At 70.9% G+C, this 25283-nt stretch carries 26 protein-coding genes; 9 read left to right on the forward strand and 17 right to left on the reverse strand.

What is annotated here, in order from left to right:
* Window positions 1-62 precede the first annotated feature (62 nt).
* A complete protein-coding gene (locus tag ACZ3OF_RS24475; RefSeq protein WP_361674278.1) occupies window positions 63-290 on the forward strand; it encodes a hypothetical protein in 228 nt (75 codons plus the stop codon).
* A gap of 4 nt (window positions 291-294) precedes the next feature.
* On the opposite strand, the gene ACZ3OF_RS24480 is transcribed toward ACZ3OF_RS24475, so the two are convergent.
* From ACZ3OF_RS24480 to ACZ3OF_RS24490, 3 genes are all read right to left on the reverse strand, one after another.
* Entirely contained in the window at window positions 295-1518 is a 1224-nt protein-coding gene (locus ACZ3OF_RS24480; RefSeq protein ID WP_361674276.1) for a PP2C family protein-serine/threonine phosphatase, read from the reverse strand.
* A gap of 266 nt (window positions 1519-1784) precedes the next feature.
* Window positions 1785-2153: a PRC-barrel domain-containing protein gene (locus ACZ3OF_RS24485; protein ID WP_361674274.1), complete on the reverse strand. Its 369-nt coding sequence runs from the start codon at window positions 2151-2153 to the stop codon at window positions 1785-1787.
* 170 nt (window positions 2154-2323) lie between these two features.
* On the reverse strand, window positions 2324-3691 hold the full coding sequence (locus ACZ3OF_RS24490) for a mycothione reductase (RefSeq protein ID WP_361674272.1): 1368 nt from the start codon (window positions 3689-3691) through the stop codon (window positions 2324-2326).
* Window positions 3692-3938: 247 nt separating this feature from the next.
* Between ACZ3OF_RS24490 and ACZ3OF_RS24495 the strand changes: the two genes are divergently transcribed.
* The gene (locus tag ACZ3OF_RS24495) at window positions 3939-4397 is read left to right on the forward strand and encodes an SsgA family sporulation/cell division regulator (protein ID WP_361674270.1); all 459 of its coding nucleotides are present in this window, start codon (window positions 3939-3941) and stop codon (window positions 4395-4397) included.
* A 53-nt stretch (window positions 4398-4450) separates the two neighbouring features.
* Entirely contained in the window at window positions 4451-4708 is a 258-nt protein-coding gene (locus ACZ3OF_RS24500; protein ID WP_467306769.1) for a WhiB family transcriptional regulator, read from the forward strand.
* A gap of 305 nt (window positions 4709-5013) precedes the next feature.
* Here the strand turns inward: ACZ3OF_RS24500 and ACZ3OF_RS24505 are convergent, their stop codons facing one another.
* The 7 genes from ACZ3OF_RS24505 to ACZ3OF_RS24535 all read right to left on the reverse strand — a co-directional run bounded on the left by ACZ3OF_RS24505 (window position 5014) and on the right by ACZ3OF_RS24535 (window position 11615).
* Window positions 5014-5862, reverse strand: a complete 849-nt coding sequence (locus ACZ3OF_RS24505) for an RNA polymerase sigma factor SigF (RefSeq protein ID WP_467307014.1) — start codon at window positions 5860-5862, stop codon at window positions 5014-5016.
* A 104-nt stretch (window positions 5863-5966) separates the two neighbouring features.
* Window positions 5967-6920, reverse strand: coding sequence for an aldo/keto reductase (locus ACZ3OF_RS24510; RefSeq protein ID WP_467306771.1), 954 nt, complete (start codon window positions 6918-6920; stop codon window positions 5967-5969).
* 63 nt (window positions 6921-6983) lie between these two features.
* On the reverse strand, window positions 6984-7568 hold the full coding sequence (locus ACZ3OF_RS24515; RefSeq protein WP_361674264.1) for a VanZ family protein: 585 nt from the start codon (window positions 7566-7568) through the stop codon (window positions 6984-6986).
* A 21-nt stretch (window positions 7569-7589) separates the two neighbouring features.
* Window positions 7590-8288 carry a DUF4230 domain-containing protein gene (locus ACZ3OF_RS24520; RefSeq protein ID WP_467306773.1) on the reverse strand — a complete coding sequence of 233 codons (699 nt, stop codon included), beginning with the start codon at window positions 8286-8288 and terminating at the stop codon, window positions 7590-7592.
* A gap of 180 nt (window positions 8289-8468) precedes the next feature.
* Window positions 8469-9266 (reverse strand): hypothetical protein, encoded by a 798-nt coding sequence (locus ACZ3OF_RS24525; RefSeq protein WP_467306774.1) that lies wholly within the window; start codon window positions 9264-9266, stop codon window positions 8469-8471.
* The gene (locus ACZ3OF_RS24530; protein ID WP_467306776.1) at window positions 9266-9895 is read right to left on the reverse strand and encodes a hypothetical protein; all 630 of its coding nucleotides are present in this window, start codon (window positions 9893-9895) and stop codon (window positions 9266-9268) included. Before ACZ3OF_RS24530 ends, ACZ3OF_RS24525 begins: the two co-directional genes overlap by 1 nt.
* Window positions 9896-10070: 175 nt before the next feature.
* On the reverse strand, window positions 10071-11615 hold the full coding sequence (locus ACZ3OF_RS24535; RefSeq protein WP_361674344.1) for a fused MFS/spermidine synthase: 1545 nt from the start codon (window positions 11613-11615) through the stop codon (window positions 10071-10073).
* 281 nt (window positions 11616-11896) lie between these two features.
* Between ACZ3OF_RS24535 and ACZ3OF_RS24540 the strand changes: the two genes are divergently transcribed.
* Window positions 11897-12883 carry a glutathione S-transferase family protein gene (locus tag ACZ3OF_RS24540; protein WP_467306779.1) on the forward strand — a complete coding sequence of 329 codons (987 nt, stop codon included), beginning with the start codon at window positions 11897-11899 and terminating at the stop codon, window positions 12881-12883.
* 100 nt (window positions 12884-12983) lie between these two features.
* Here ACZ3OF_RS24540 and ACZ3OF_RS24545 read toward each other — a convergent pair whose 3' ends face one another.
* The 5 genes from ACZ3OF_RS24545 to ACZ3OF_RS24565 all read right to left on the reverse strand — a co-directional run bounded on the left by ACZ3OF_RS24545 (window position 12984) and on the right by ACZ3OF_RS24565 (window position 20262).
* A complete protein-coding gene (locus ACZ3OF_RS24545; protein WP_361674255.1) occupies window positions 12984-15776 on the reverse strand; it encodes a hypothetical protein in 2793 nt (930 codons plus the stop codon).
* Window positions 15773-16894, reverse strand: a complete 1122-nt coding sequence (locus ACZ3OF_RS24550; RefSeq protein ID WP_361674253.1) for an ATP-binding protein — start codon at window positions 16892-16894, stop codon at window positions 15773-15775. Before ACZ3OF_RS24550 ends, ACZ3OF_RS24545 begins: the two co-directional genes overlap by 4 nt.
* A 91-nt stretch (window positions 16895-16985) precedes the next feature.
* Window positions 16986-18392, reverse strand: coding sequence for a vWA domain-containing protein (locus ACZ3OF_RS24555; RefSeq protein WP_361674251.1), 1407 nt, complete (start codon window positions 18390-18392; stop codon window positions 16986-16988).
* The gene (locus ACZ3OF_RS24560) at window positions 18389-19777 is read right to left on the reverse strand and encodes a hypothetical protein (protein WP_361674250.1); all 1389 of its coding nucleotides are present in this window, start codon (window positions 19775-19777) and stop codon (window positions 18389-18391) included. Before ACZ3OF_RS24560 ends, ACZ3OF_RS24555 begins: the two co-directional genes overlap by 4 nt.
* A complete protein-coding gene (locus ACZ3OF_RS24565; protein ID WP_467307016.1) occupies window positions 19777-20262 on the reverse strand; it encodes a hypothetical protein in 486 nt (161 codons plus the stop codon). Before ACZ3OF_RS24565 ends, ACZ3OF_RS24560 begins: the two co-directional genes overlap by 1 nt.
* A 226-nt stretch (window positions 20263-20488) precedes the next feature.
* Between ACZ3OF_RS24565 and ACZ3OF_RS24570 the strand changes: the two genes are divergently transcribed.
* Window positions 20489-21034, forward strand: a complete 546-nt coding sequence (locus ACZ3OF_RS24570; RefSeq protein WP_361674248.1) for a pyridoxamine 5'-phosphate oxidase family protein — start codon at window positions 20489-20491, stop codon at window positions 21032-21034.
* Here the strand turns inward: ACZ3OF_RS24570 and ACZ3OF_RS24575 are convergent.
* Together ACZ3OF_RS24575 and ACZ3OF_RS24580 are read right to left on the reverse strand one after the other, a co-directional pair.
* The gene (locus tag ACZ3OF_RS24575) at window positions 21031-21861 is read right to left on the reverse strand and encodes a class II glutamine amidotransferase (RefSeq protein ID WP_361674246.1); all 831 of its coding nucleotides are present in this window, start codon (window positions 21859-21861) and stop codon (window positions 21031-21033) included. The two genes, ACZ3OF_RS24570 and ACZ3OF_RS24575, sit on opposite strands and share 4 nt — an antisense overlap.
* A gap of 283 nt (window positions 21862-22144) precedes the next feature.
* On the reverse strand, window positions 22145-22969 hold the full coding sequence (locus ACZ3OF_RS24580) for a ribonuclease BN (protein WP_467306785.1): 825 nt from the start codon (window positions 22967-22969) through the stop codon (window positions 22145-22147).
* A gap of 455 nt (window positions 22970-23424) precedes the next feature.
* On the opposite strand from ACZ3OF_RS24580, the gene ACZ3OF_RS24585 reads away from it, so the two are divergent.
* The 4 genes from ACZ3OF_RS24585 (at window position 23425) to ACZ3OF_RS24600 (ending at window position 25244) form a co-directional block, all read left to right on the forward strand.
* A complete protein-coding gene (locus tag ACZ3OF_RS24585) occupies window positions 23425-23724 on the forward strand; it encodes a gas vesicle protein GvpO (RefSeq protein ID WP_361674243.1) in 300 nt (99 codons plus the stop codon).
* A gap of 82 nt (window positions 23725-23806) precedes the next feature.
* On the forward strand, window positions 23807-24247 hold the full coding sequence (locus ACZ3OF_RS24590; protein ID WP_361434317.1) for a gas vesicle structural protein GvpA: 441 nt from the start codon (window positions 23807-23809) through the stop codon (window positions 24245-24247).
* A gap of 3 nt (window positions 24248-24250) precedes the next feature.
* Window positions 24251-24964, forward strand: a complete 714-nt coding sequence (locus tag ACZ3OF_RS24595) for a GvpL/GvpF family gas vesicle protein (RefSeq protein WP_467306788.1) — start codon at window positions 24251-24253, stop codon at window positions 24962-24964.
* Between the two features lie 22 nt (window positions 24965-24986).
* A complete protein-coding gene (locus ACZ3OF_RS24600; RefSeq protein ID WP_361674239.1) occupies window positions 24987-25244 on the forward strand; it encodes a gas vesicle protein GvpG in 258 nt (85 codons plus the stop codon).
* The last annotated feature ends 39 nt before the right edge of the window (window positions 25245-25283 follow it).

The following is a 25283-nucleotide window of genomic DNA, read 5'->3' on the forward strand; positions in this document are numbered from 1 at the left end:
CACGGCATCCGGGGAAGCCGCACCGGAAGAGGACGACTGGGACACGCAGAGGAGGCAAGGCCGTGACCGCCGTCGCCATACTGTTGATGCCCACGCTGGCGCTGCTGCTCTACGCGATGGACCGGCTCGAGGACCGGATGACGGACGAGGACGCGGCGGAGGTGCCCTCGGGGCGGCCCCGGCACGCCCGGCCCCGGCATCTGCGTCCCGTACCGGACACCTTCCCCCGCGCGGACGAGCCCGCGCACGGCGACCGCCCGGACGCGGCGGACGCGGCCGACGCAGCCTGAGGGCCTACCCGCGTGCGCTGCGGGCATCGCGGGCCCGGCCCCGGGCCTCCGTGCCACGGTCGCCCGGGTGCCACTCGGTGAGCAGGATGGTGGCGTCGTCGCGCAGCTTGTGGTCCTGGTGCTGCCGCAGGCCCTGGATCAGACGGCGGAGGGCTTCCGGGGCGGGGTCGCCCGCCGCGGTGGCGCGGATGACGGTGTCGGCCAGCCGTTCCTCGCCGTACAGGTCCCCTTCGCGCGAGCGGGCCTCGGTGACGCCGTCACTGTAGAGGAGGATCCGGTCACCGGGCTGGAGGCGCTGGGAGTGCTCGGTGGGCGGTGATTCGGCGACGAATCCCCACCCGAGCGGAAGGTCGGGCTCCCGGGCCAGTACCTGCGGCAGAACCCTTCCTTGACGGATGAGCAGCGGCGGCGGATGTCCGCAGTTGATCCAGGTCAACCGTCCGTCGGCGGTGTCCAGATGGGCGACGACGGCGGTCATGAGCCGGTCGGTGAACCACTGTTCGAGGATCCGGTCGATCGCCGTGACGATGTCGGTCAGCGAACCCCCGGAGCGGCGCGTCGCGCGGCAGGCGGCCAGCCCGGCGGCACTGGCTCCGCCCGAGGCGAGGTCGTGGCCCATGGAGTCGATGACAGTGAGGTGCAGGCCCCGGTCGTCCAGGGTGTGGTCGAAGGTGTCGCCGCCGATGTCGTACGCGGGCTCCAGCACGGCCGAGGAGGTCACCTCCGCCGTGCCGATGGTCCGCGGCGGCAGGAAGGCCCACAGCAGTTCGGCCTGTACCGTCATGGCCCGCATGCGCTCCGCCTCGACCAGTATGTCGCTGTGGGACGACTTCGACACCAGGAGCAGGGCTGCCACACCGGCGAGCGTCTCGCTGCGCTTGAGCAGCGCGTCGTCCAGCGAGGGCGCCGTCACCATCAGCACGCCGAGGCGTTCGATTCCGTCGATCATCGGCAGCCAGGCGGTGCTGCCGTCCCTGGACCGCTGCGCCTGCTGCGTTCGGTAGGCCAGGCCCGCCAGTGACGTGTCGACGTCGACCATCTCGGGCCGCGTGGCACCGGGCTGGGGCAGCGCGACGAGCCGGATCTGCTGCAGGTCCGCCACGTACATGGCTGTCCCCTGGAGCCCCAGACCCCGACCGGCGTCGTGAACGAGGCCGGCGAGGTCCCGCCCGGACAGCAGGTGGGAGCGGGCCAGCAGATCGGCCAGGACATCCTCGTACGTCGACACACGACCTCCGCGGCTCTCCCCGGACGTCTCGCGAGGCGGCGGCAGGGTGCTGCCGTCCTCCCCAGGCGTCCCTTGGAGTGGCTCTCAGGCTACGCAGACCGTCCGGTGATCGCCTCCTCACGGGCCGGGCGCTCCGCCAGGTGGCGCGTCGGGACCCGGACCTCCCGGGCGGGCTGGAGGCGTGAAGGAGGGCCCGCGCTCGCCGAGCACGGACCCTCCTCACACGAGCCACACGCGAACCTCAGACGAACGTCACGCGCGACGACTCAGACGATGCGGCCCCCGAAGGGGCCTCCCAGCCCGTAGTACGCACCCAGCTGGTGGTGGTAGTCGGGGTCCCCGAGGTGCTTGTCACTGTGGAACTCGGGAGCGTCCTTGATCTGCTCCTTCGTCCGGTCGACGAAGATCTTCCGGTCGTCCACGTCGATCCGCACCACGGTGCCGGCCGGGAGGAGGACCTCCTTGCCGAAGATCCAGACCCCGGTGTCCACGACCAGATAGGCGTCACCGACCTCGTCGGAGTGCTTGTCCACCTTCCCGATGCTGCCGTCGATCGCCTCGACCTTGTAGCCGGTCAATTCGGTTCCGGCCAGATGACCCGAGGTCGACTTGTAGCTCCACACGTGCTCAGTCACGCGACAACAACTCCTCCGGTAGGCGAGGGCAGCCGGCGGACCGCCGGCTCCCTCCTCTTCCGTGTGCCTTGCGGGGCGGGGTGAATGCCCGCCTGAACTCCGCCTGCCCCGACCCCGGCATCGCATTCACCCGATCTCGCGCCGAGCGGAGAAGCGGCCGTCGCGCGCGCTCACAGGCCGAGGTCGAGGAGGGCGTTCTCCACGACCTCGGTGAGCGCGGGGTGGATCCAGTACGGAGACGTGGCGAGGGTCGCGGCGTCGATGCCGAGGGTCGCGGCCAGGACGAGGGGCTGGATGAGGGTGGAGGCCTGCGGACCCATCAGGTGGGCGCCGAGGAGCCGCCCGGTCCCGGCCTCGGCGAGTACCTTGCAGAAGCCGGTGATGTCCTCCATGGCCCAGCCGTAGGCGACGTCGGCGTATTCGGCCCTGCCCACCAGATAGTCCAGGCCTTGGTCGCGGCACTCCTGCTCCGTGGCGCCGACGGAGGCGATCTGCGGGGAGGTGAAGACCGCCGCCGGCACCAGGCCGTGGTCGGCGGAGATCAGGTCGTCCGGGTGGCGGAGGTTGTGCGCGACGACCTTCGCCTCGCGGTTGGCCACGTGCTTGAGGGGCACCGGCGAGCAGATGTCGCCGAGCGCGTAGACACCGTCCGCGGTGGTGCGCTGGTGTTCGTCCACGATCACCCGACCGTCGCCGTGGGTGGCGATGCCCGCCGCCTCCAGGTGCAGCCGGTCGCTGTTCGGGACTCGGCCCACCGCGACGAGCAGCATGTCCGCCTCGACCGTGGACCCGTCGTCCAGGTTCAGGCGCAGCTCGCCCGGGCGGCCGCCGACCGCCGTGAGCTCCTGGCCGAGCCTGAGGTCGTATCGGGAACGGACCAGCGCGGTGAACCGCTCCGCGACCGTCTCGTCCTGCGGGCCGAGCAGATGGTCCTCCTTCTCGACGATGGTGACGGAGCTTCCCGCCGCGGCGAACACCTCGGCCAGCTCCGCGGCGATGTAGCCGCCCCCGAGGATCGCGAGCCGCCGGGGCGGAGCGTCGATCCGCATGACGGTGTCGGACGTCTCGTACGGCAGGTCCGCGTCCGCGACGGGCTCGGGCACGAGCGGACGACCGCCCGCCGCGACGACGATCTGCCCGGCGCTGACGTCCAGAGCTCCGTCCGCCCGCTCGATCCGGAGCGTCCTGGGGCCCGTGAACCGGGCGCTGCCCTCGTACACGGTGACCGAGTCGTCTTCGATTCGGCCGCGGCGACCCCGCTCCCTTTCCGCGTCCAGCCGCCCGAAGACCCGGTCGCGCACGTCCCGCCACCGCACGGCTCTCAGGGCCGCGTCCACGTCGAACGCCCCGGCCTCCCTGACACTCCGTACGACGTCCGCGGTGTGGGCGAGCATCTTGCTCGGAATGCATCCGGCGTTCAGACAGGTGCCGCCGAACCAGCGCTCCTCGACGACTGCCACATCGAGATCGGCCATTGAGTCGTCGACGACGGCGTTGCCGGATCCCGCACCGATGACGACAAGATCGTGGTGGCGCATCCGTCCAGCGTACGAGGGCGCGCGCCGATCAGGCGCGAGGGCACGCCCGGCCCCTCGTGCGCAAGCGCGGAGCCCACCCCGGTAAGGGAGTTCGTGAGGGAACGCGGCAGCCGAGCCTTCCGGCCGCGGGCGTGCCTTTCACGCCCCGCTCCCGGAAAGCATGCGTGAAATCCTCGTCCGGGGTTACGAGCGAGAGTACGGCGCCGTTCGGGTTTGCGGCGCAATCTCCCCGACGGAACTGGTGACGATGTCTGAACCGAGCCGGCAGCACGAGACCACCCAGCCGCCCCCGGCGCCACCGGTGCGGGAGTGGCACACCACGGCCCGTCAGGTCCAAGGAGGGATCGGCGTGCCCGTCGAGGCCACGTTCCACTACGACCCCGACGACCCCTGGGCGGTACGCATCGCCTTCCGGCTTCCGCTGGGCAGCGTCGTCGAGTGGACCTTCTCCCGGGAGCTGCTGAGCTCCGGAGCCCGGGTCCTGAGCGGCGAGGGCGACGTCCGGCTGTGGCCGCTGCGCCTCGGTGGCAGGGAGGGCCGCGTCCGCATGCGGCTCGGCCCGGCAGGGGCGTTCGCCGTGGTCGACGTCGACCGCGCGGGCCTGCGGAGCTGGCTGGGCGAGACGTACGCCGCCGTGCCCGAGGGGGCGGAGGCCGCGCGGATCGGCTGGGCGGCAGAGACCTCTCAGCTCTTCGCTCGGCCGTAGAGCCGGAGTTCCGCGCGACGGACAGAGACGAATGCTTGTGACAGGAGGAACTGATGCTGGACAGCTGGCGTGCACGTGCGGCCTGCCAGGATGCCGACCCCGACCTCTTCTTCCCGGTGGGGACAGGCGCACCGGCGCTCATCCAGGCCGAGGAGGCCAAGGAGATCTGCCGGCGCTGCCCCGTACGCGAGGAATGCCTGCGCTGGGCCATGGACGACTCCCGCCAGGTGACGGGTGTGTGGGGCGGCCTGCGCGAGGACGAGCGGCAGTCGCTGAAGCGCAGGCGCCGCCGGGCGAACAAGGCGAATTGAGCGCTTGTACGAAGCGCGCGGCGCCACGCCGTGACGGCTTGGCGTCGGACCCGAGCCGGGTCGGCATCGCGGGTCCGGGCGACACCGGACACCCGGATGGGAGACGAGACGACGGAATGGGACGGACGACGGGATGGGCAGACCGGATGGACGGACGACGGGTGGGCGCTGAGCGGACATCGCCGGCGCCCGCTCGTGCAGGGCGAGTTCACGGCGACAGCGCCGTCGCAGCACGGAACGGCCTCACCAGAAGGGCGTTGGTGAGGCCGTTCCGCCGAGGGCGAGCCGTCGGCGCCGGTCCGTGGCTACGACTGGTCGAGCATGCCCTTGCGCAGGTGTGCCAGATTGCGGGAGAGCAGTCGGGAGACGTGCATCTGGGAGATGCCGAGCTCTTCACCGATCTCCGACTGCGTCATCTCCTCGACGAAACGCAGATGCAGGATCCGGCGGCTGCGGTCGTCGAGCTCGACGAGCAGCGGCGCGAGGGTGTGGAAGTCCTCGAAGAGTTCGAGCGCCGGGTCCTCCACGCCGATGAACTCGGCGAGCGCCGCGGCATCGTCTTCGCCGTCGGGGCCGATGGCAGCGTCGAGTGACGCCGAGTTGTACCCGTTCGAGGCTATCCGCGCCTCGATCACCTCGTCCTCGGAGACGTTCATATGGCCCGCCAGCTCCGCCACGCTCGGTGCTCGTCCGGGCCGGGAGCTCAGCTCCTCGGTCGCCTTGGCCAGCTCCAGCCGGGCTTCCTGCAACCGGCGCGGTACATGGACCGCCCAGGTGGTGTCCCGGAAGAAGCGCTTGATCTCACCGACGATGTAGGGGATGGCGAAGCTGGTGAACTCCACCTCCCGGGAGAGGTCGAACCGGTCGATGGCCTTGATCAGACCGACGGTGCCGACCTGGACGATGTCCTCCATCTCGTCGCTGCGGGCCCCGCGGAAGCGGCCGGCCGCGTAGCGGACGAGCGACATGTTCATCTCGATCAGGGTGTTGCGTGCGTACTGGTACTCATGCGTGCCCTCTTCCAGCACCGCCAGCTTGTCGAAGAACACCTTCGACAGCGTGCGCGCGTCCTTCGGAGCGACCTTGCGGGGAGAATCGATCACGGGAAGGTGCTCCGTACCCGTCTCGACACCTGCCCTCGTCTCCGTCGTCACCTCAGTCGGCACTCTGATGACCTTCTCTCGTCGGTTGGCAACGGTTGTGCCCCCGTGGGGATTTCGCCTACCCCCACTTCCGCGAGACATGTCACCGCTCACGACTACGGCAGCGCGGCGCCGCGGGCGGAGATCCACAGGGCGTACCACTCGTCGTGGCTCAGGTCGGGCTCGCTCGTCGCGGCGTCCCGGCAGGCACGGATGCGTTCCGGGTTCGACGTTCCGATGACGGGGGCGATACGGGCGGGGTGGCGCCGCAGCCACCAGAGCACGATCGTCTCCGGCGTGGTGCCCTTGGCCTCGGCGAGCGAGGTCACCAGCGCGGCCGTGGCCGTCTCCTGCGGGGTCTCCTGTGCCCCTGTGTAGCGTCCCTGGGCCAGCGCCCCCCACGCCTGGAGCCCGATGGCGTGGGTCAGGCAGTGCTCGACCGTTCCGGCGGGGAACCCGTTGCCCGCGGACTCCGGGGTGTTGACGAGGACGCCGTCCTCCAGCCAGGCGCGCCGGTGCAGACTCATCTCCAGCTGGTTGGCCACGAGCGGCAGGTCCATGTGGGCCTGGAGCCGGGCGATCTGCGCGGCGTTCATGTTCGAGACCCCGAAACGGCGCACGAGCCCCTGCCGGTGGAGCGAGGTCAGGGCATCGCCGATGTCGGCGGGGTCGGCCAGCGGGTCGGGACGGTGCAGGAGGAGGACGTCGAGGACGTCGGTGCGCAGCCGCTCCAGGCTCGCCTCGACGCTGCGGACGATGGAGGTGCCTCGCAGGTCGTACAGGCCCGGCCGGTCCCCCTCGGCCAGGCGGATGCCGCACTTGGTCTGCAGGGTGATCCGCTCACGCAGTCCGGCCGAACGGGCCAGGACCTCGCCGAAGACGGCTTCCGACTTTCCACGCTGGTAGATGTCCGCGTGGTCGAACGCGGTGATGCCGCTGTCCAGCGCCGCCTCGACAGCGGCCTCCGCCGCGTCGATGTCGGCGGCCGTGTGGGGCCCCGCGTCCCAGCCTCCCCCCAGGCCCATGCAGCCGAAGAGGAGGCGGTGGTCGGTCTTCTCAGGCGTCGTCACCAGGTCACCTTCGCACACGTACTCGACACGGTGCCACGGGACGGCGTGCGAGGCCGGCCCTGGTCAGGTGGTGCGCCGCGACCACCATCGGCGCCGGCGTGGATACACCGCCCGGCCCATGCGACGGCCCACCAGGGCGTAGCCCAGCAGCGCTCCCGTGGTGTTGAGCAGGACGTCGTCGATGTCGAAGGCGCGCCCCGTGATCAGCGCTCCCTGGATCAGTTCGACCAGGAGCATCGTCGCCACCGTCAGCAGGGCGACGCGTACGAACCCGCGGGTGCGGGGGGACACGACCGGCAGCAGCAGGCCGAACGGCACGCCCAGAAGAATGTTGCCGCCGAGCTGCTTGACGGTGTCGCGGAAGGCGGGCTGCTCGAGGTAGGCGCGGATCGAGTCCCCCGGCCGGAGGTTGTCGTGGGTGAGCATCTCCGAGGCCGGCGACGGCTGGAGGGTCAGCCGGGCGAGGACGACGCCGAAGGCCACCATCGCCGCGAGAGCCAGCACGGTGATGCCGAAGCGCAGCAAGGGCCCGGGTCCCGCCCCTCGGGTCTTCTCGTTCTCTCTCTCCTCCTGTCGCTGCTTCTGCTTCTGCTTGAGCTTCTGCCGCCGCTCGGACATGATGCGGCGCCCTGCGATACGTGATGTCATGGTCCCCAACTCAGCTGTAGTTCAAGAAGGTTGCGTATACGTGACGGTGACCTGTTCGAAGCCGAGGGCACGGAGCAGGCCTTGGAGCATCGACGTGGTGTTCTTCTCGGCGCGCAGCGTCAGATCGCTCTCCTTCGCGGCGTCGCCGATGCGGTCGGCGGCCAGGATGTGGACGGCGCGCTCGTCGGCCGGGTTGTCGGAGAACAGGTCTCCCAGTCGGTCGATCAGGCCGCGCTGCTTCGAGACGGTGTAGGAACGCTTGGGGTCCACGGTCGGCTCGGCGAGCTGCGCGTGCGGCAGACGGAGGGTGGCGGTGGTGCGCTTCTCGTCGACGGTCACACTGCCCTGGCCGATGCCGGCGAAGTCGACGTACGCGGCCACGCTGCCGCTCGCGACGAAGAGCGTACGCGTCCCGCGTATCGAGTCGGGCAGCAGTCGGGCGTCCTTCTCCAGGTCGACGACGACCTGGTAGTTGCCGGCGGCGCCCTCGTACCGGTGCATGTCCTGGATGGACTTCAGCACCGCTGGACCGGAACGGTCGTGTGTGTCGACGCCGAACAGGTCGTCCAGGCCCGGCACATGGACGAACCGCCCCAGGAGGAAGAGGACCAGGGACAGCACGACGAGCACGGCGGCCGCGGTGCGCCAGCCGCGCGAGGCCCGATCGCGATCGCGTTGCGGCGTTCTGCGCGGTGGCTTGTCTTCTGCGTCTTCTCGCATGGGTTGCTGGTGCCCCGCGAGTGGGTGGTCACTCCCAACCTGACTCATTCTGGGGCTGGTTGACGTCCCCGGGGCGAATGCGGCGCGCCACCGGTGCACCAGCGAGGAAGCGGCATGGCAGAAGCCCCCATGGCGTCCGGTCCATGGGGGCTTCTGCGCTCTGTGGCGGGTGGTGCCGGGTCACGCCCGGAGCAGCCGTTCCGTCACCTCACGGTAGGTCCGCAGGGTGAGCCGGAGCTGCTCGGTGTCGGGGCCCGGCCCCTCGGGATCGCCGTTCTCCTGCCAGCCCGCCCGCAACGCGATGCGTCGGTCCCTCAGGGAGGCGACGAGCTGTTCCTCCGCCGCCGCGAGGACCTCGGCCGCCTCGGCGACCGAGTCGCGGGGCGAGTCGACGAACCCTGCCAGTGCGTGGTGCAGGCGCTGGCCGAGACGGTCGCGTTCGCCGTCGCCGAGCAGCTGACCGGCCGGGCCTCCGCCGCCGTCGACGGCGGGCGCGTGTCCTGTACCGGACGCAGGGCCGCCCAGACCGCCGACGTCACCGCTGACGTCGTGCTCGCCTCGGTCGCCGTGGCGCGGGCCTCGGCCGTCGCCGGGGCGGTCCGTCGTGTCCCGCCCGCGCGGCGCGGCGGGGGACGCGGTGGGAGCGTTCGTACGGCTCCCGCCGTTCCGGCCCGTGGCACCGGGGTCGTCGGACGGGACTGCGGACTGTGGCGCCTGCGACAGCGGCACCGCCGGAGGCGGAGGCGGGGTGGCCGGCGGGGTGGCCGGCGGGGTGGCCGGCGGTGCGGTGGGAGGTGTCGCGGGATGGCCGGTGCGCTGGGCCGGCACGGCCTCGGCAGGGGCTCCCCCGCTGCCGACGCGCGCCGGACCGCCCGCACCGCCCACCGCGCCCGGGGCCCTCGGCGGCGGCACGGGCGCGCGCCGCCCGTCTCGCTCGGCCTCGTCCGCTGTCCACCGGTCCCGGTTCTCGCGTGCCATCACGCGCCACTTCCCTTCGGCTTGAGGAGATGCCCGCGGTTTCGGCCGGACGCCGGGCGGGTGCGGGTGGCCCCGGTGCCGGCCGGACTCCCGACCGCCGTCAGGTCTTCGAACAGGGCGCGTGCGTGCACCAGCGCCTCTCGCAGCTCCTCGGTGGACGCGGACGTGGAGTGCATCGCACGGCGTACCGTGCGCAGGCCCTCCACATGGTGCGGATGGTGCACCGACAGGGCTGCGAGCTGCTCGTCGGGCCGGTCGGGCTCCGGGAAGCCCCGGGTCGCGGCGATCCGCGTGAGGAGTTCGTCGGCGTCCGCGACGGCCTGCCGCGGCGCGTCGACGAAGCGCTCCTGGAGCATGGTCCATTGGGCGGCGTAGTGCTCGCGGACCGCCGGCTCCAGCGGCAGAGTGCGCAGGCCGCCGTGGCGCTCGACCCGCTCGCGCAGGTCGTGCTGGGCGGACTCGCTGTCGCCGCCGTGCCGTTCGAGGGTGCGGTCGTACTCGGGACCGAAGCGGCGCTTGAGGGACCGCGTACCGCTACCCGGGCCCGTACGGGCCCGGAGCACGAAAGCGGCCGCCAGTAGCGCGGCGACCGTCGCCACGATGATGAGAACTGCGGTCAGGGTCGACATGGCTGCCTTCCTGGATGGTGGTGACTCCTGGCTGGCTGTTGGTCACTTCTTGCTGGGCGCCTGTCGATTCGGCTTGCCGCTTCTCGGGCGGTCAAACCCGAGCCGGGCCAGAGGAGTGAAGGCGAGGGAGGCAGCTTGTTCCAGATGTGTCGACATGCCGCGGGCGTGTGCCCCGTCAGCCCTTGTTCCGCGGGCTGTAGGGCTGAAGGAGCTGGTCGACAGGTGCGTAGTCGTCGGTGAGCACGTGAGCATCGCCGATCCAGGAGGTGAGGTCGCCGCCCGTGACGATCTTCCAGCCGGTCTGCCGGGCGTCCAGCGCTTCCTGGGTCGCGCGCACATCGACCGGCCGGTCGGACGCGAGCACCACCAGATTGCCTCCCTTGGAGGTGGCCGTCGGATCGAGGCCGATGTCGGCGGGTTCACCCATGAGGGCGATGTGCTCGAAGGTCGCGCCGAGGGTGGCCACTTCGGCACGTGCGAAGGCCAGCTCACCGTGATCGATGAGGTTGGCGACGTACACCCCGTCCTCCTTGAGCACCCGCCGTACGTCAGCCATCGCTTCCACCGTCGTGAGATGCCACGGCACGCTGACGCCTCCGAAGGCGTCGCCGACGACGAGGTCACGACTGGCGGCGTCGAGGCGCCGCAGGCCGAGCCGACCGTCCTCGACGCGTACGTCGATACCGTCCTGTGCTCTCAGGCCCAGCTGGTCGCGGTCGATGCGCACGACCCCGCTGTCGATCTCGGACACCAGGCTGCGCGTCCCGGGCCGCGTGGCCGCGAGGTAGCGGGGAAAGGTGAGCCCGCCGCCGCCCACGTGGTGGGCGGCAAGCGGCTCGTCTTCGGGGAAGGCTGCGTCGACCGCCGACGCGATGGCGCGCACGTACTCGAACTCCAGGAAGGTCGGGTCGTCGACGTCGACGTAGGAGTGGCGCACGCCGTCCAGCACGAGCGTGCGACCGCTGCCCCGGTCGGGGTCCGCGACGAGCCGCGCGCAGTGGTACCGGGTCTCCGTGTCGCAGCCACCGGGCGCGACCATGGTGCCGAGGCTGCCGGCAACCACCACGAGCGTCAGGGCAGGCGTGATGCCCCACCGGCGCGTTCGCCACTCGACCAGCGCGGAGCCGACCACCAGCAGTGTTCCGAGGCCGATCAGGATGCCGCTGACCGGCCACCGCGCGATGAGGACGAAGCCGGTGAGGACCGTGCCCACGATGGCGCCGACGGTGCCGACCCCGGACAGCCGGCCGACGACCGTTCCGGTTTGGGTGAGGTTCGTGAGACGCAACTTGGTCACGATCGGCGTCACCGCGGAGAGCAGCGCGCCAGGTACGAGGATGGTCAGCGACGCGATCAGCAGAAGCAGCGCCGGTGCCCACTCCGCAGTGGTCCGCAGCACGGCAGGGGTGAGCGCGACGACCGCTCCCGACACTCCCAGCGAGGGGCCGATGAGCCGACGTGGATCGACCTGGTCCGCGATGCGCCCACCCAGCCAGGAGCCGACGGCGATCGCGGTGAGGGCGATGCCGATCACCATCGTACTGGTCTCGAGGGTGAGGCCGAGGTAGGGAGCCAGCAGTCGCAGAGCGACGATCTCGACCACCAGGACGGCGGCCGACGACCCGAACACGAGCGCGGCAGCGGTACGGGGACCGAGGCCGTCGCTGCGAGGCGTGTCACAGGCGGCAGGTGAGGAGGACAATCCGGTCACGGGCGACATCCTTGTAGGCGAATCATCGACAACACGGCAGAGGTTCTCACCACCTTGGCGCACGAAGGCCCCGTCGGTACGTGGGATGCGAGTCCCGGGTGCCCACCGCGGGCCGAGCCCTGGAAGAGCGGGGCCTGGGCGACGAGTTCGCCGAGCATCGCCATGGTCCCGGAGACAGCACCGAGGTGTTCTCGAAACCCACCGGCATCACTCTCCCGTGGAACCGGGCGTCCTCCGCGTTCACCGGGGTGACCGGTGTGGATGAGGCTCGACATGGCTAGGCTCGGAGCATGGCTGGTGACGGCGAGTTCAAGCGGGACAAGAGCTACATCACGACACGCATCACGGCCGACGGTCGCGACGGGTATCCCGTGGAGCCCGGGCGCTATCGCCTGATCATCGCCCGGGCCTGCCCGTGGGCGAACCGGGCGGCGATCGTCCGGCGCCTCATGGGTCTCGAGGACGTGGTGTCGATGGGTGTCGCGGGGCCGCTGCACGACGAGCGGAGCTGGTCGTTCCATCTGGACCCGGGCGGCAAGGACCCGGTGCTGGGTATCGAACGGCTGCAGGAGGCGTTCTTCGCCCGTCAGCCCGGCTATCCGCGCGGCATCACCGTGCCCGCGATCGTCGACGTCTCCACGGGCCAGGTCGTGACCAACGACTTCGAGCAGATGACACTCGACCTGGGGCGCGAGTGGTCGGACCACCAGCGGGACGGCGCGCCGGACCTCTACCCGGAGGAATGGCGCGACGAGATCGACGACGTGGCGGACAAGGTCTTCCAGGACGTGAACGACGGTGTCTACAAGTGCGGCTTCGCAAGCTCGCAGGAGGCGTACGGCACGGCGTACCAGCGGTTGTGGGAGCGGCTGGACTGGCTGGAGCGGCGCCTGGGGAGCCGGCGCTACCTGGTGGGCGACACCATCACCGAGGCCGACGTGCGGCTCTTCCCGACACTGGTCCGGTTCGACGCCGTCTACCACGGCCACTTCAAGTGCAACCGGCAGAAACTGACCGAGCTTCCGGCTCTGTGGGCCTACGCGAGGGACCTGTTCCAGACGCCCGGTTTCGGCGACACTATCGACTTCGAGCAGATCAAGGCCCACTACTACGTGGTGCACCGCACCATCAACCCGACCGGGATCGTCCCCGAGGGCCCGGATCCGAGTGGCTGGCTCACCCCGCACGGTCGGGAGTCTCTCGGTGGGCGGCCGTTCGGCGACGGCACACCGCCCGGTCCGCCACCGCGGTCCGAGCGGGTGCCCTCGCTCACCTGAGCCGGGCGGCAGCGGCCACGTTCGCAGGGGCGTGGGCACGCCGGCACGCAGGAGCCCGGACCGGTCGAACGGCAGGCTCCTGCGTGCTCCGTGTCGGATGTCAGATGCGCGTCAGCAGCGCCTCGACGGCCTCTGCCGTGGTGGGGTGACGCGCCATCAGGGCCAGGCCGGACCGGCCGGTCGCCGCCGGCTCCCACGGGCCCTCGCAGCCGAGCAGTGCGGCGACCGCGTCGCAGGCCGCGGGATGGGCGTCGAGCAGGATCGCGCGGTCTCCGGCCCCCGGGGCGGACGTCGTGCGGGTGGGGATCGGCTGCGTCTCCCGCCACGGCGGGACCCAGCTGTCCAGCTCCCCGAGCCGCGAAGGGAAGATCCTCCCGGCCTCACGGATGAGGAGCGGGGCGAGGTCGGCCCCACCGGCGCGCAGGGTGGTGATCAGGGTCGGCAACCAGGGCAGGAGCACCGGGTCCGGCAGCCGGCCGAAGGCGTTCGACACCGCTTCCACCACGAAGTCGGTGAGAGCAGGTGCGGGCTCCAGGGCGTGCAGGAGGCCGCTGAGATAGCGCGGGTACGTCGGCAGGGCCAGGGGGTTGTCGAGGAGTCCGTCGCAGCGCTCCCTGAGCTCGCTCCGGGTCATGGTTCCGAGCTGGGTCTGTGCGGCCCACAGCAGCGCGGTCTTGGACGGGTCCTCCGGGTGTGACTGCGCGACCGCGAGCTCGAGCTGGGTGCGGTCGCAGCCGAGCGACAGCGCCAGGGACTCCATGCTGAACAGGAAGCCGAGCATCGCCGCCACCTGCCGTACGCCCGCGTCCTCGTCGGCGAACGCGGTCGGCAGCAGCGTGCAGTAGTGGGCATAACCCGTCTTCACGAAGGACTCGATCCACGCGGGCAGCACCGGCTCGCTCGTCCGGTAGTACGCGAGGAGCCGGCGGACGCGGCGGAGCACTTCGGGCGCTCCGTCGACGCTCCGCTCGGCCGCGAGCACCTCCAGGGCGCGCGTGCCCAGTTCGTCGGATAGGCGGCGGCTGCGCAGATGAAGGGTCGCGTCCTCGACGGCCTGGAGCACGGTCGCGGCGGTGGCCTGCGGTCCGTACGCCGCACGACGCAGTCGCTGTTCGAGGACCTGCTCGATGCTGACGCCCTCGTAGCCGAGCTCGATGAGGGCGCGTTGGTGGGTGCCGAGGGCGAGGTCCCAGGACTCCTGGATCGGGCGCTCGCCGAGGGTCCGCTCGCCCATGATCGGGCGCGCGGCGCCGTGGGGCATCAGGTACCGCAGCATCCACAGCACATCGGAGCAGGGCTCCAGCTCAGGCCGGGCGGCGATGTCCAGGAGGGCCCGCTTCACGCCTCGTGCCTCGAGTTTCAGCCCGAGCGGTGCGAGCCGGTCATGGACGTCGCGGGCGAGGGGCGGCAGGGCTTCGTAGCCGACCTGCCCGATCCGGTCCCCGCCCATCATGATCTCCACGAGCCGGCGCACGTCGCGCCGCCCGGGCACGGTGTCCTTCTCGATGCAGGTGACGGCCGCGTCCTGGAAGTCGTACGGGGTGGGCCTGGCCCGGTCCCGCATTCCGGCGAGCAGGATCGACGTCTCGAAGACCGCGATGGCGTCGGCGGTGGAGGCGAGATAGCCGTTCCGGCGGGCCGCGCGCACGATGTCCACGGACCAGCCGAGCAGTTCGGACTCGTCCAGCCGGTCGAGGACCGGTGGCTGCCGAAGGAACCCGGTCAGCATGTCCGCCGGCTCGGCGCTCGACGCGCTCGTCACGGCCGAGGTCTTCCTCGGCCGCGCCTTCTTCGCGCCCGCCTGCCCCGCCAGCCGGAAGGGCTGGACGCGGGTGCGCCTGAGGTTCTTCGCCCACACCGTCGCCGCGATCGACACCGAGCCCGCGGCCAGCCCGAACTGCGCCTCGATCGCCGCGTGGCTCGACGGGATCAGGCCGTACTGCCAGGTGGTGCCGGTGCGGGGGCTGATCTCGAAGGTGTCGCCGCCGTCCACGCCGAACTCGGCCACGCGGCTGGCGGCGTGGAAGGCGCCGCAGACGTACAGACAGTCCGCCGGGTCCGTGCCGGTCGCGGCCAGGTGCTCGCGCATCCGCGTCCACATGTACCGCTCGCGGTCCTCGTCGACCCGTACGCGCTCCGCGTCACCGGGGGCCAGGCGCCGGAAGAGGCTTCCGATCAGGAACATGGCCTGGCGGTACGTGTCGTGGTCGCTGTCGCCCAGCGGCAGTTCGACGTACTGGTGCCACCACTCCGACCAGTGCCGCACCCGGCCGTGCCGCAGCAGATGCTCCTCGAGTTCGGCGAACCTCGGCCGCAGGTCGCCGATCTCCACGCCGACGGCGTCGCCGTGGAGCGCCGCCTCCTCCTCGGCCGCCGGCGTGTCCGTCCCGGCCGTCTCCGCGCCGCCGCGGCGCGTGTCCCACTGGAAGACGTGGTCCGAGGAACGGTCCACGAGGACGAGCTCCACCCCCGGGGTGTCCAGCGCGTACGCGATCGCCTGGTACTCGGCCGACGCCTCCGTGATCGGGGCGACCACCGACAGGGGCGCCCATTCCTCGGGGAAGCCGTCGAGCCGGGACGCGAACGCCTGGACCGCGACCGGGAGCCTGCAGTTGCGCAGTTCGGTGAGCAGGGGCGTCATGTCCTCGCACAGCTCCAGGTACACGACCTTCGGCTGCTTCTCCCGCAGCCGGCGTGCCATCGCGAGCGCGGAGGCGGGCGAGTGGTGGCAGACCGGGAAGATCTCCAGCGGCTCGCGCGCCGCTCGTTCGACGTCGTCGACGAGTCCGAGGAGGATGCCCTCCAGGGCCGCCGGGCCGTCGGCGAACGCGGCGGCGGCCTCCTGGAGCTGGACGCGGAGAGCCTCGAAGGTCCCCTCCTGGTGGCCGCTCACGACAGGTTCGCGATCGCGTCGCGGCCGCCGTCGAGGAACTCCGGCCACAGGCCGCCTTCCTCCTTGCCCCGGGGCTCGACGACGCCGTGCAGGTACTTGTTGAGAATCGCCAGGTCCTCGGGCTCCCGGCGGGCCAGGGAGCCGACGAGGGAGGAAGCGAGGGTGCGGGCGGTGAGGGCGCGCTCACCGAAGAAGTTGGAGTGCAGGATCGCGTCCTCCAGGACTCCGATCTGCTCGGCGGTGGACAGCGCGGACTCCAGCTTCTCGTCGTCGCTGGTGGCCGCGGTCGCCGAGGCGCGCAGGTCGGCGAAGCTCTGCAGCAGGACGTCCAGCAGGTTCGGCGGGACGTCCAGTTCGATCTGGTGGCGGCGCAGGAGTTCCTCGGTGCGGAAGCGGACGATCTCCGTCTCGCTCTGCTTGTTCGTCACGACCGGGATGCGGACGAAGTTGAAGCGGCGCTTCAGCGCGGAGGAGAGGTCGTTGACGCCCCGGTCGCGGCTGTTGGCGGTCGCGATGATCGAGAAGCCGGGCTTGGCGAAGACGATGTTCTCGCCGTCGGCGCTGTCGAGTTCGGGGACGGAGATGTACTTCTCGGAGAGGATCGAGATGAGCGCGTCCTGCACGTCGCTGGTGGAGCGGGTGAGCTCCTCGAAGCGGCCGATGGTGCCGGTCTCCATCGCGGTCATGATCGGCGAAGGGATCATCGACTCGCGGGACTGGCCCTTGGCGATGACCATGGACACGTTCCAGGAGTACTTGATGTGGTCCTCGGTCGTGCCGGCCGTGCCCTGCACGACCTGGGTGGAGTTGCGGCTGATCGCGGCGGACAGGAGCTCGGCGAGCCAGCTCTTGCCCGTACCGGGGTCGCCGATGAGCAGCAGGCCGCGGTCGGAGGCGAGGGTGACGATGGAGCGCTCGACGAAGCTCCGGTCGCCGAACCACTTCTGCGCGATCTCGCGGTCGAGGCCGTCGGCGCGCTCGGAGCCGAGCACGAACAACCGGACCATCTTCGGGGACAGACGCCAGGAGAACGGCTTGGGGTTGTCGTCGATCGACTCCAGCCAGTCGAGTTCCTCGGCGTACTTGATCTCGGCAGGGGCGCGCAGCAGATCGGACATGTTTCGGAGCCTTTCGTGCAGGTCTGAGGCGGCACGGGGCCGCGTGTCTCTGGGCGCGCCGCGAACGTGGGGCGGCGCGAGAAGGAATCGGTCAGGTGAGGAAGTTCTTCAGCTCGTGGACGAGCTTGCGGATGTGGCCGGACAGCACGGGCGTGCCCTGGTCCTTGAACCGCTCTCGGAACCACGGGTTGACGCTGCCCCGGCCGGCGCTGGTCACCGAACCGACCGGGATGAACCTGGCCCCGGAGCGATGCACGGCGGCCATGGAGGCGAAGAGTTCCTCGCTGCGCCATTCGTAGAAGTCGGAGATCCACACCACGACGGTGTTACGGGGCTCGGCGATCTTCGGCTGGGCGAGCGCCATGGCCACGGTGCCGTCCGTGCCGCCGCCGAGCTGGGTCCGCAGGAGGGTCTCGAAGGGATCGTGCACCCAGGGAGTGAGGTCGAGGGCCTGAGTGTCATAGGCGATGAGGTGGACGTCCACCTTCGGCAGCCCGGCGAAGATCGAGGCGAGGATGGTGCAGTTCACCATCGAGTCGACCATCGAGCCCGACTGGTCGACGACCACGATGAGCCGCTGGGGCGTCGTCTTGCGAGACGTGTGCCGGTAGTAGAGGCGGTCGACGTACAACCGCTCCTCTTCCGGGCTCCAGTTGGTCAGGTTCTTCCAGATCGTCCGGTTCACGTCCAGGTTCCGGAAGACGCGCTTGGGCGGGACCGAGCGGTCCAGTTCGCCGACGGAGGCCTTCTCCACCTGCGTACGCAGGACCTCGGCGACCTCGTCGACGAACCGCCGGATCAGTGCCTTGGCGTTCGCGAGCGCCACCCCGGAAAGGTTGTTCTTGTCCCGGAGGAGCTGCTCGATCAGCGACATGCTGGGCGTGAGCCGGGACGCGAGCTTCGGATCTGCCAGCACCTCCCGCAGATGCATCCGCTTGACGAGGTCCGCCTCGATCGCGCCGAGCTCCGGCCCGATCTGCGGAATGAGCCGGCTCAGGTCCGGCGTACCGCCGCGCCCGCCGGTGCCGTAGGGACTGACACCGGGCCCACCCGCGCCGGCGCGACCCCCGCGCAGGTCACCGGGTCGGCATCCGAGGGCGCGCTCCAGCCATCCCGCGTCGGACTGCCAGCCGGCGAGCTGCCCGGCGCTGACGGATCCCGAGGGGGACGCGAACACATTGAGCAGGACCTTCGACAGCAGTGCCGCGCGGCGTACCTCGGCGGCTCGGTCGCGCGGTCCGTCGCCGTCCTCGGGCACCATCAGCCCGTCGAACTCGTCCGCCAGCTCGGGGTGGCGCTGCACGACGGAGTCGACGGAGGCCTGAGGGTCCAGCAGGCCCGGCGGCAGCCCGATGTCCTCGACGACGGCGAGGCTCGCGGATTCGAGTCCGGGCTGCTCCTCGGCGTCGAAGAGACGCGCCAGCAACCGCCAGTACAGCACCTGGCGCCGGTTCTCGTCCGCGTCGGCGAGGGCGACCTCGGGAGTGGTGTCGGTCATGCGCGCAACAGCCTTCCCGCTCGCTCACGCAGAACGGCGACAGCGTCGGTGGCGGCCTTCTCGCCCTTGGCGCCCGCCTTGTCGGTGGTCCCTCCGGCCCAGGATCCGGCGTGGATCGCGAGGCTCTTCTTCCGTACGGTCGTCTCGACCGCGAGAGGCTGTACGTGGAACGCTCCGGCGTCCCAGCGCAGGAGGCCGATGCACGCCCCGGACGCTGCGACGTTCTCCGGGGTGAGCGGGCCGGCGGCCGGGATGCGGTCGGTGTCGACGGCGAGCGGATGACCGGCGACCGTGAACGTCAGCCCGTCGCCCTCCCGGGACACGGCGTACCCCTCGAGGAACACCGGCTCCGCGATCCGGGCGGGGTGCCGATCCAGCGGGGCCGGGGCGGTGCCGACCGCCGTGGGCAGGACGACGCGGGCGGTGGCGAAGGGGTCGGCCGGCTCGCCCGCGCGGGCGAGGGCGTCGTCCCAGATCAGGTCTCCCTCGGCCGTGATGGGCATCCCGTCCAGCTCCATCGCCCTGCCCTCGCCGACAGCGGCCAGGAGCGACATGTGGGGCCGCAGGAGCTGCCACAGGCCCGCACCGACGACGGTGTCCGGCTTCGGCGCGGAGACGGAGGCGCGCACCAGCCGGGCGGTGCCTCCGTCGGCCGGCTCCAGCACTCCGTGGACCTGCGCCTGCACGGCCGTCGCGTGCTCGTGCAGGTCGACGCCGAGCGGGAGAAGACGGCCGGTCACGGTGTCCGTGGTCGGCACATCGGCTGCTCCGGGCAGTGTCAGGAGCAGAGCGCGCGACCACAGGTCGGCCCAGCGGCGCTCCGGGACCCGCTCGAGCGCCGCGCCGGGGCAACAGGCCGCGAGCTCGGTGGCGAGGCCGTCGAGCAGGACCGCCGGACGGCGCAGCGACGGGTCCGGCAGCATCGCCGAGACCACGGGGGCGGCACCGGACACGGTCTCGTGATCCAGCCCCCGCCAGCCGGTGCGCACGAGGTCGCACAGCCATGACCGGGCGGCGGCCAGCACGTTGACCGGCTCACCGCCGGGGACCGGCCGGGGCGCGTCATCGGCGGTCGTACGGCCCGTTGCCGCGTGCACCCGCTCGGCGAGCGCGTCGTGGACGGAGCCGAGGAGGGCGGTGCGGGCGGCGGCGAGGGCGACGAAGTGCTCCTCCCCGGCGGCGCCCGCGGCGGTCTTCTCGGCCGCCTCGCCGACTCGGGCGGCCAGCGGGGTGCCCGCGACGGCGTCGGCGAACGCGATCAGGCCACCGGCCTGAGCGGGCCGGGGACGCAGGAGGCCGTCGGTCAGAAGGGCGTCGAACGCGTCGACTGCGGCGAGTGCCTCGTCGAGGCCGGGAACCGGCTCGGTGAGCAGGTCGGCGCGCATCAGGCCACCTCTCGGGTCGGAGGGAACCACTGCATCTCGGGCAACGGGCCGGTCGACGGCTGGAGTTCGAGGTAGGACAGATGCCGCAGGAACCGGCTGAACACCGGTGCCGCGGCCGCCGTTCCGCCGGCTGCGGCCGAAGGGCGGGTGGTGGACATGGCGCTCGACACGCCGGCGGCGTGGAGCTGCTCGTCGCCCGGATCGACCTTCAGGTACCGGGCGACACGCTCGGCTCCGTACTGCAGCACCGCCTCACCGATGAGGGCCCGGATGTGGTTGCAGAAGGAGCCCCGAGCGCCGCCGCAGGGCCGGTTGTTGTTGGTGCTGCACGAGAAGGCGTAGTCGCCGGCCGCGACCGACGAAACGTAGACCCGGGCGATGTCCGATCCGCTGGACACCACACCCTGCAGGCGCCCGTCGGCCAGCTCGACGAACGGAACCTTGGCCAGCTTCCGTGGGCGGGCGGGCTGCAGCACCCGCGTCAGACTCGAAGTCTCCCAGTGGGACAACGCAGATCTCCTCAGGGCATGGGAAGGGTAGGGGAAGGCCCACGCCTGAACGGCGGGACGAGTAAGAACCTAGTAGCCGCCACTGACATCGCACCGCGCGCGGGTTGTCGGCGTGACGCGACCGATCCGCCGGACGCTGTGCCGAGCGCCTCCGGGCCGGGCTGCGTGGCCTGCGGTACAAGGAGAGGGAAGGGGGTTCCTCATGACGCCGAAACAGCCCAGGACCGAGCTCGACGCCCGCTACAGCTCCGCGCTCAACCCGCGCCCGGGCGCGGAGGACGTGGTCGCCACCGACTGGGCCGAGGCCCAGCGCCGGCTGCGGGCCGCCGAGGTCTTCTGGATCACCACGGTCCGGCCGGACGGACGGCTGCACGTCACGCCGTTGATCGCCGCCTGGCACGACGGGGCGCTGCACTTCAGCACCGGGCGGGGCGAGCAGAAGGCGAAGAACCTGGCCGGCAATGCGCACTGCGCACTCACCACAGGGCACAACTCGCTCTCCGAGGGCCTCGACATCGTGGTCGAGGGCACGGCGGAGCGGGTGACGGATCCAGCGCGGCAGGACGAGGTCATCGCCGCGTTCGAAGAGCAGTACGGGGAGCACATCACCTCGCCGGAAGGGACCTTCCACGGTTTCGGCGACAGCATCCGCCAGGGCGACGACCTGCTGTTCGCCGTGGCACCCGGTACGGCGTACGGCTTCGGGCACGACGGCCAGGTGTTCAGCCACACCCGCTACACCTTCTAGGGGGCCGGGGTGAAGGGGTACAGCTCGTCCGTGCCTGGCTGAACGATTCTGTAGCTGCTCTCCGGCACCTCGTTCCAGGCGCCGGGCAGGTCGTCGAGGGGTTCGGACACGATGAGGCGCGACTCCTGGGAGATGTCCCGCAGGAACGAGATGTCGGGATGCAGCTCGCGCAGGTCGTCCACCCTGCTGCTGTAGAACAGCGAGCGCGACGCCCGCTCGCTGGAGTAGCGGAACGCCCAGAGGCGTTCACCGTCGGTGATCGCCAGGGTCATCTGGAGCGGGAACTCCACCCCGTGATCGCGGCCGACGCGCTCCACGGCCCCCGCCATCCGGGCCACGGCGGCGGGCGGGTCCTCGTCGAGGCCGAAGGTCAGGGCCAGGTAGAACATGACCTCGGAGTCGGTCGTTCCCTCCAGGTCGGCGAAGAGCGCGGGGTCGATGAGCAGCGAGAGGTCACGGCGCATGAGATGGAAGTCGGCGATGGCTCCGTTGTGCATGAACATCCAGCGGCCGTGCCGGAAAGGATGGCAATTGGACTGCTGTACCGCACTCCCGGTCGATGCCCGGATGTGGGCGAAGAACAGCGGGGAGCGAACGTGATCCGCCAACTCCCGCAGATTGCGGTTGTTCCAGGCGGGGCCCACGTCTCTGAGCAGCGCCGGGGTGCTGCTCTCGTCCGTGTACCAGCCCACCCCGAACCCGTCGCCGTTGGTCGTCTCCACGCCGAGCTTGGCGTTCCGGCTCTGGTCGATCAGCGAGTGGGCCGGCTTGTACAGGATGGTGTCGAGCAGCACGGACGTTCCCGAATACGCGAGCCATCGGCACATACGTGATCACCTGGGTCTCTACAGCACCGTGGAGAGGGATTCGCCGTCCCGCTCCGGCATGGCGCTGCGCACGACTGTCCCGCCCACCACGGGGTGGTGAGCGCCCCCGCAGGGGCTGTTCCTCCCACACGCGGCGGGCGACTTCCGCTGTGAACGCGTCCGACTCTCATTGTCTGCTCCACCCCCCGCTCGGCGCCACGCGGACAGCCGAGCGGAGCCGGCCTCACTCGGATCGGAGCCCGTCGCGCAGGCTTTCCCGAGCGGTCCGTGCCCGGCCCTGACGTCACCGTCTTCGTCTCAGCGCACGCATCATCCGTGGCAATTCGTCGTTGATCATCCGGCCGCACAGCGCACCGCCGAAGACGACCACGCCCACGGCGACGAGCCAGGTCTCGATGACGAGGAACGCTCCGAACGGGCCGTAGCTGACCGCACTGGACGCGATCAGCGGGGAGAACACGAGCCGGGAGAAGACCCTGAGCCCGAGCAGGCCCAGTGTCGTCGCCAGCGCCCCCGGCAGCAGTGCGATCCACGCGACACGGCCGCCCAGCAGCAGACGCTGCGACCACCACATGAACAGGGTGCCGCCCAGTGCCGTGATGAAACCGCGGGTCGGGTTGTCGCGCCAGAAGGAGGGGACGGCGATCAGATAGAGGAGACCGACGAGGACGGCGAGCCACACCACGTGCCGCCACCGCGCCCGCCACCGCGCCGGGGGTAGATTCCAGGCCTTCTCGTAGCCGCTCTGCACCACCGTGCCGAACGAGATCCCGAAAGCGGCCAGCAGGGCGAGGCCGAACGCCGTCGTGGTCCGCCGCACCTGCCCCGGCAGAGCGAACAACCGCTCGATCTCGCCTCTGGCGCCATCCGACATCCCGACGCCGTCCGCGAGCCACTGCGCGAACCCTTTCCCGCTCCCCGCACCCGCCGCGGACACGACGATCAGCAGCGGTACCAGCGTGAGGAAGCCGAGTGCCGCGAATCCCAGCGAACGCTGCCACAGGTCGAAATCGCTCACCGGCCCCCACCGGTGCCCCGCTCGCAGCCGGCGGACCATGCTGCGTATCCGCCCGTAGAGAGACCGTGGCCCCGCGGGAGGGGACGACATCATCGTGCCCTTGCACGGGAGGCCGAAGGCCCTGGTGCACGGGCGGCGCTCAGGTCGACAAGCACGGCGCGCTCCAGACGGCTGCTGCTATCTCCACGGTAGGACCACCCCGCCACGGGGACCACCACGAGCGCCTGCCCGCCCGGCGAGCCGGACGGGCAGGGCCGTCTCACGACACGCGCGGAGCCCGGCTCCAGAGCGCACCGGCGCCGGCCAGGCGACGCGAGGCGCCGATCACCTGTGGTGCCGCCCGGTCCGCGGCCGCGGCCCTCCGACGCGGCGCTCGTGCCCCCACAGGATTCGAGGTGCCGTCAAGTCCCCTTTCAGGGACGGCGTTTGGAGGACAGGAGCCGAGTCACGCATACGTTCGGAAGTCACGGGCACGCGAACTCCAGCCCCAGACGGCGGTTGGAGCAAAGGCTCCAGACGGTCTTCCAGGCCTCACAGGCGGGATCATGAACGCGACTGACGACGAACAGAACAAGACATCCGGACAGCGCATCGACATCTCCACGGCCATGGGCCGCGCCTCCGCACAGCTCTCGGAGCTGTTGCGCTGCGAACCCGGCTCCGTCTCGGCGGTGAAGGCCACCGACGACGGCTGGTCGGCCGACGTGGAGATCGTCGAGCTGGAGAAGATTCCGGACACGATGAGCGTGATGGCCTCGTACCACGTCGCTCTCGACCCCGAGGGCCGGCTCGTGGCGTACGAGCGCACGCGGCGCTACGCCCGGGGCCAGATCGACCGTCGTTGACGGCGGTGCCGACGCCGGCCTCCAGGAAGCGGAGAGCCGAGCGGGCACGCGTCGACAGACGCAGACCCGAAAGGAGTTCAGCATGACACTCGTGCAACAGAGCAGTGCGACGAGCGGTGGAAGCGGCTCGGGAAATCTCTACGACGTACTGGAACTCATCCTCGACCGAGGGCTCGTGATCGACGCGTTCGTCCGCGTCTCCCTCGTCGGAATCGAGATACTCAAGATCGACGTCCGTGTGGTCGTCGCCAGCGTGGACACCTATCTGCGCTTCGCGGAGGCGTGCAACCGGCTGGATCTGGAGTCCGGCCGCAAGGCGCCGACCCAGCTCACCGACATCGTCGGCGACATGACCGAGAGCGGCGCCAAGGGCAAGTCCAAGGGCGCGCTGACCGGCGCCGTCGAGGCGTTCACCGACTCGCTGCAGAGCAAGCGCGAGGAGTCCGAGGAAGAGCCGCGGAAGCGACCGGCGCGCAAGTCCACGTCCAGCAGGACGTCCGCCTCCCAGCGACGTGAGGAGTAGCAGGTGCCGACCTACGTGTACGCCATCACCGGCGCGGAGCATCCCCTGCGCCTGAACACCCTCCAGGGCGTGGGCGACCCGCCGTCACCCCTGCGGACGGTCACGACCGGCGACGTCGCCGCCGTCGTCAGCGACGCACCGGACGGACTACGGGCCAAGCGTCGTGACGTCCTGGCGCACGAAGGCGTCCTCGAGGCGCTCATGGCGGACGGCGCGACGCTTCCGATGCGCTTCGGTCTGCTGGGGGCCGACGACGACAAGGTGGCCGAGGCGCTGGAGCGCGACGGCGACGCCTATCGCGCCCGTCTGGCCGAGCTCGACGGACACGTCGAGTACAACCTCAAGGCCGCCCGCGACGAGCAGGACCTGCTGCTCGAGATCCTGTCGGGGTCCGAGCAGATCCGGCAGCTCAACGAACGTACGCGGTCGGGAACGGCGGCACACGACGAACGTATCGCCCTCGGGGAGCTGGTCGCCGCGCAGGTGGCCGAACACCACGGCCGGCAGGCGGAGGAGACCATGCAGCGCCTGCTGCCCACGGCCGCCCACGTCGCCCGGGCCGAACCCGGCGCGAGTCACTTCCTCAACGTGTCGTTCCTCGTCCCCGCCCGGTCCACGGAGGCTTTCGTGCGCGCGGTGAAGGACGAGGCGGACCGCCTGGGAAGCGCCTGCACCTTCACCCTGACCGGGCCCCTGCCGCCGTACAGCTTCGTGTGACGGAGGGAAGGGAGGCGGAACCATGGGACTCCTCACAGGGATAGTGACCCTGCCGCTGGCGCCGCTCCACGGCACCGCGTGGGTGATCGACCAGGTGCTGCTCGCCGCGGAACGGGAGTACTACGACCCCGGGCCCGTACGCGCACAGCTGGCCGCGCTCGTGGACGACCTGGCGAACGGCCGGGTGGACGCGGACGAGTTCGACCGGCGCGAGGACGCGCTTCTGGACCGCCTCGACGAGATCGAGGAGTACCGGAGCGGAACGGGGAACGCCTCATGACCCTACTCAGTGACCGATCGAGGCAGAACGAGGTGCACC

It is taken from the genome of Streptomyces sp. NPDC022552, assembly GCF_055561875.1.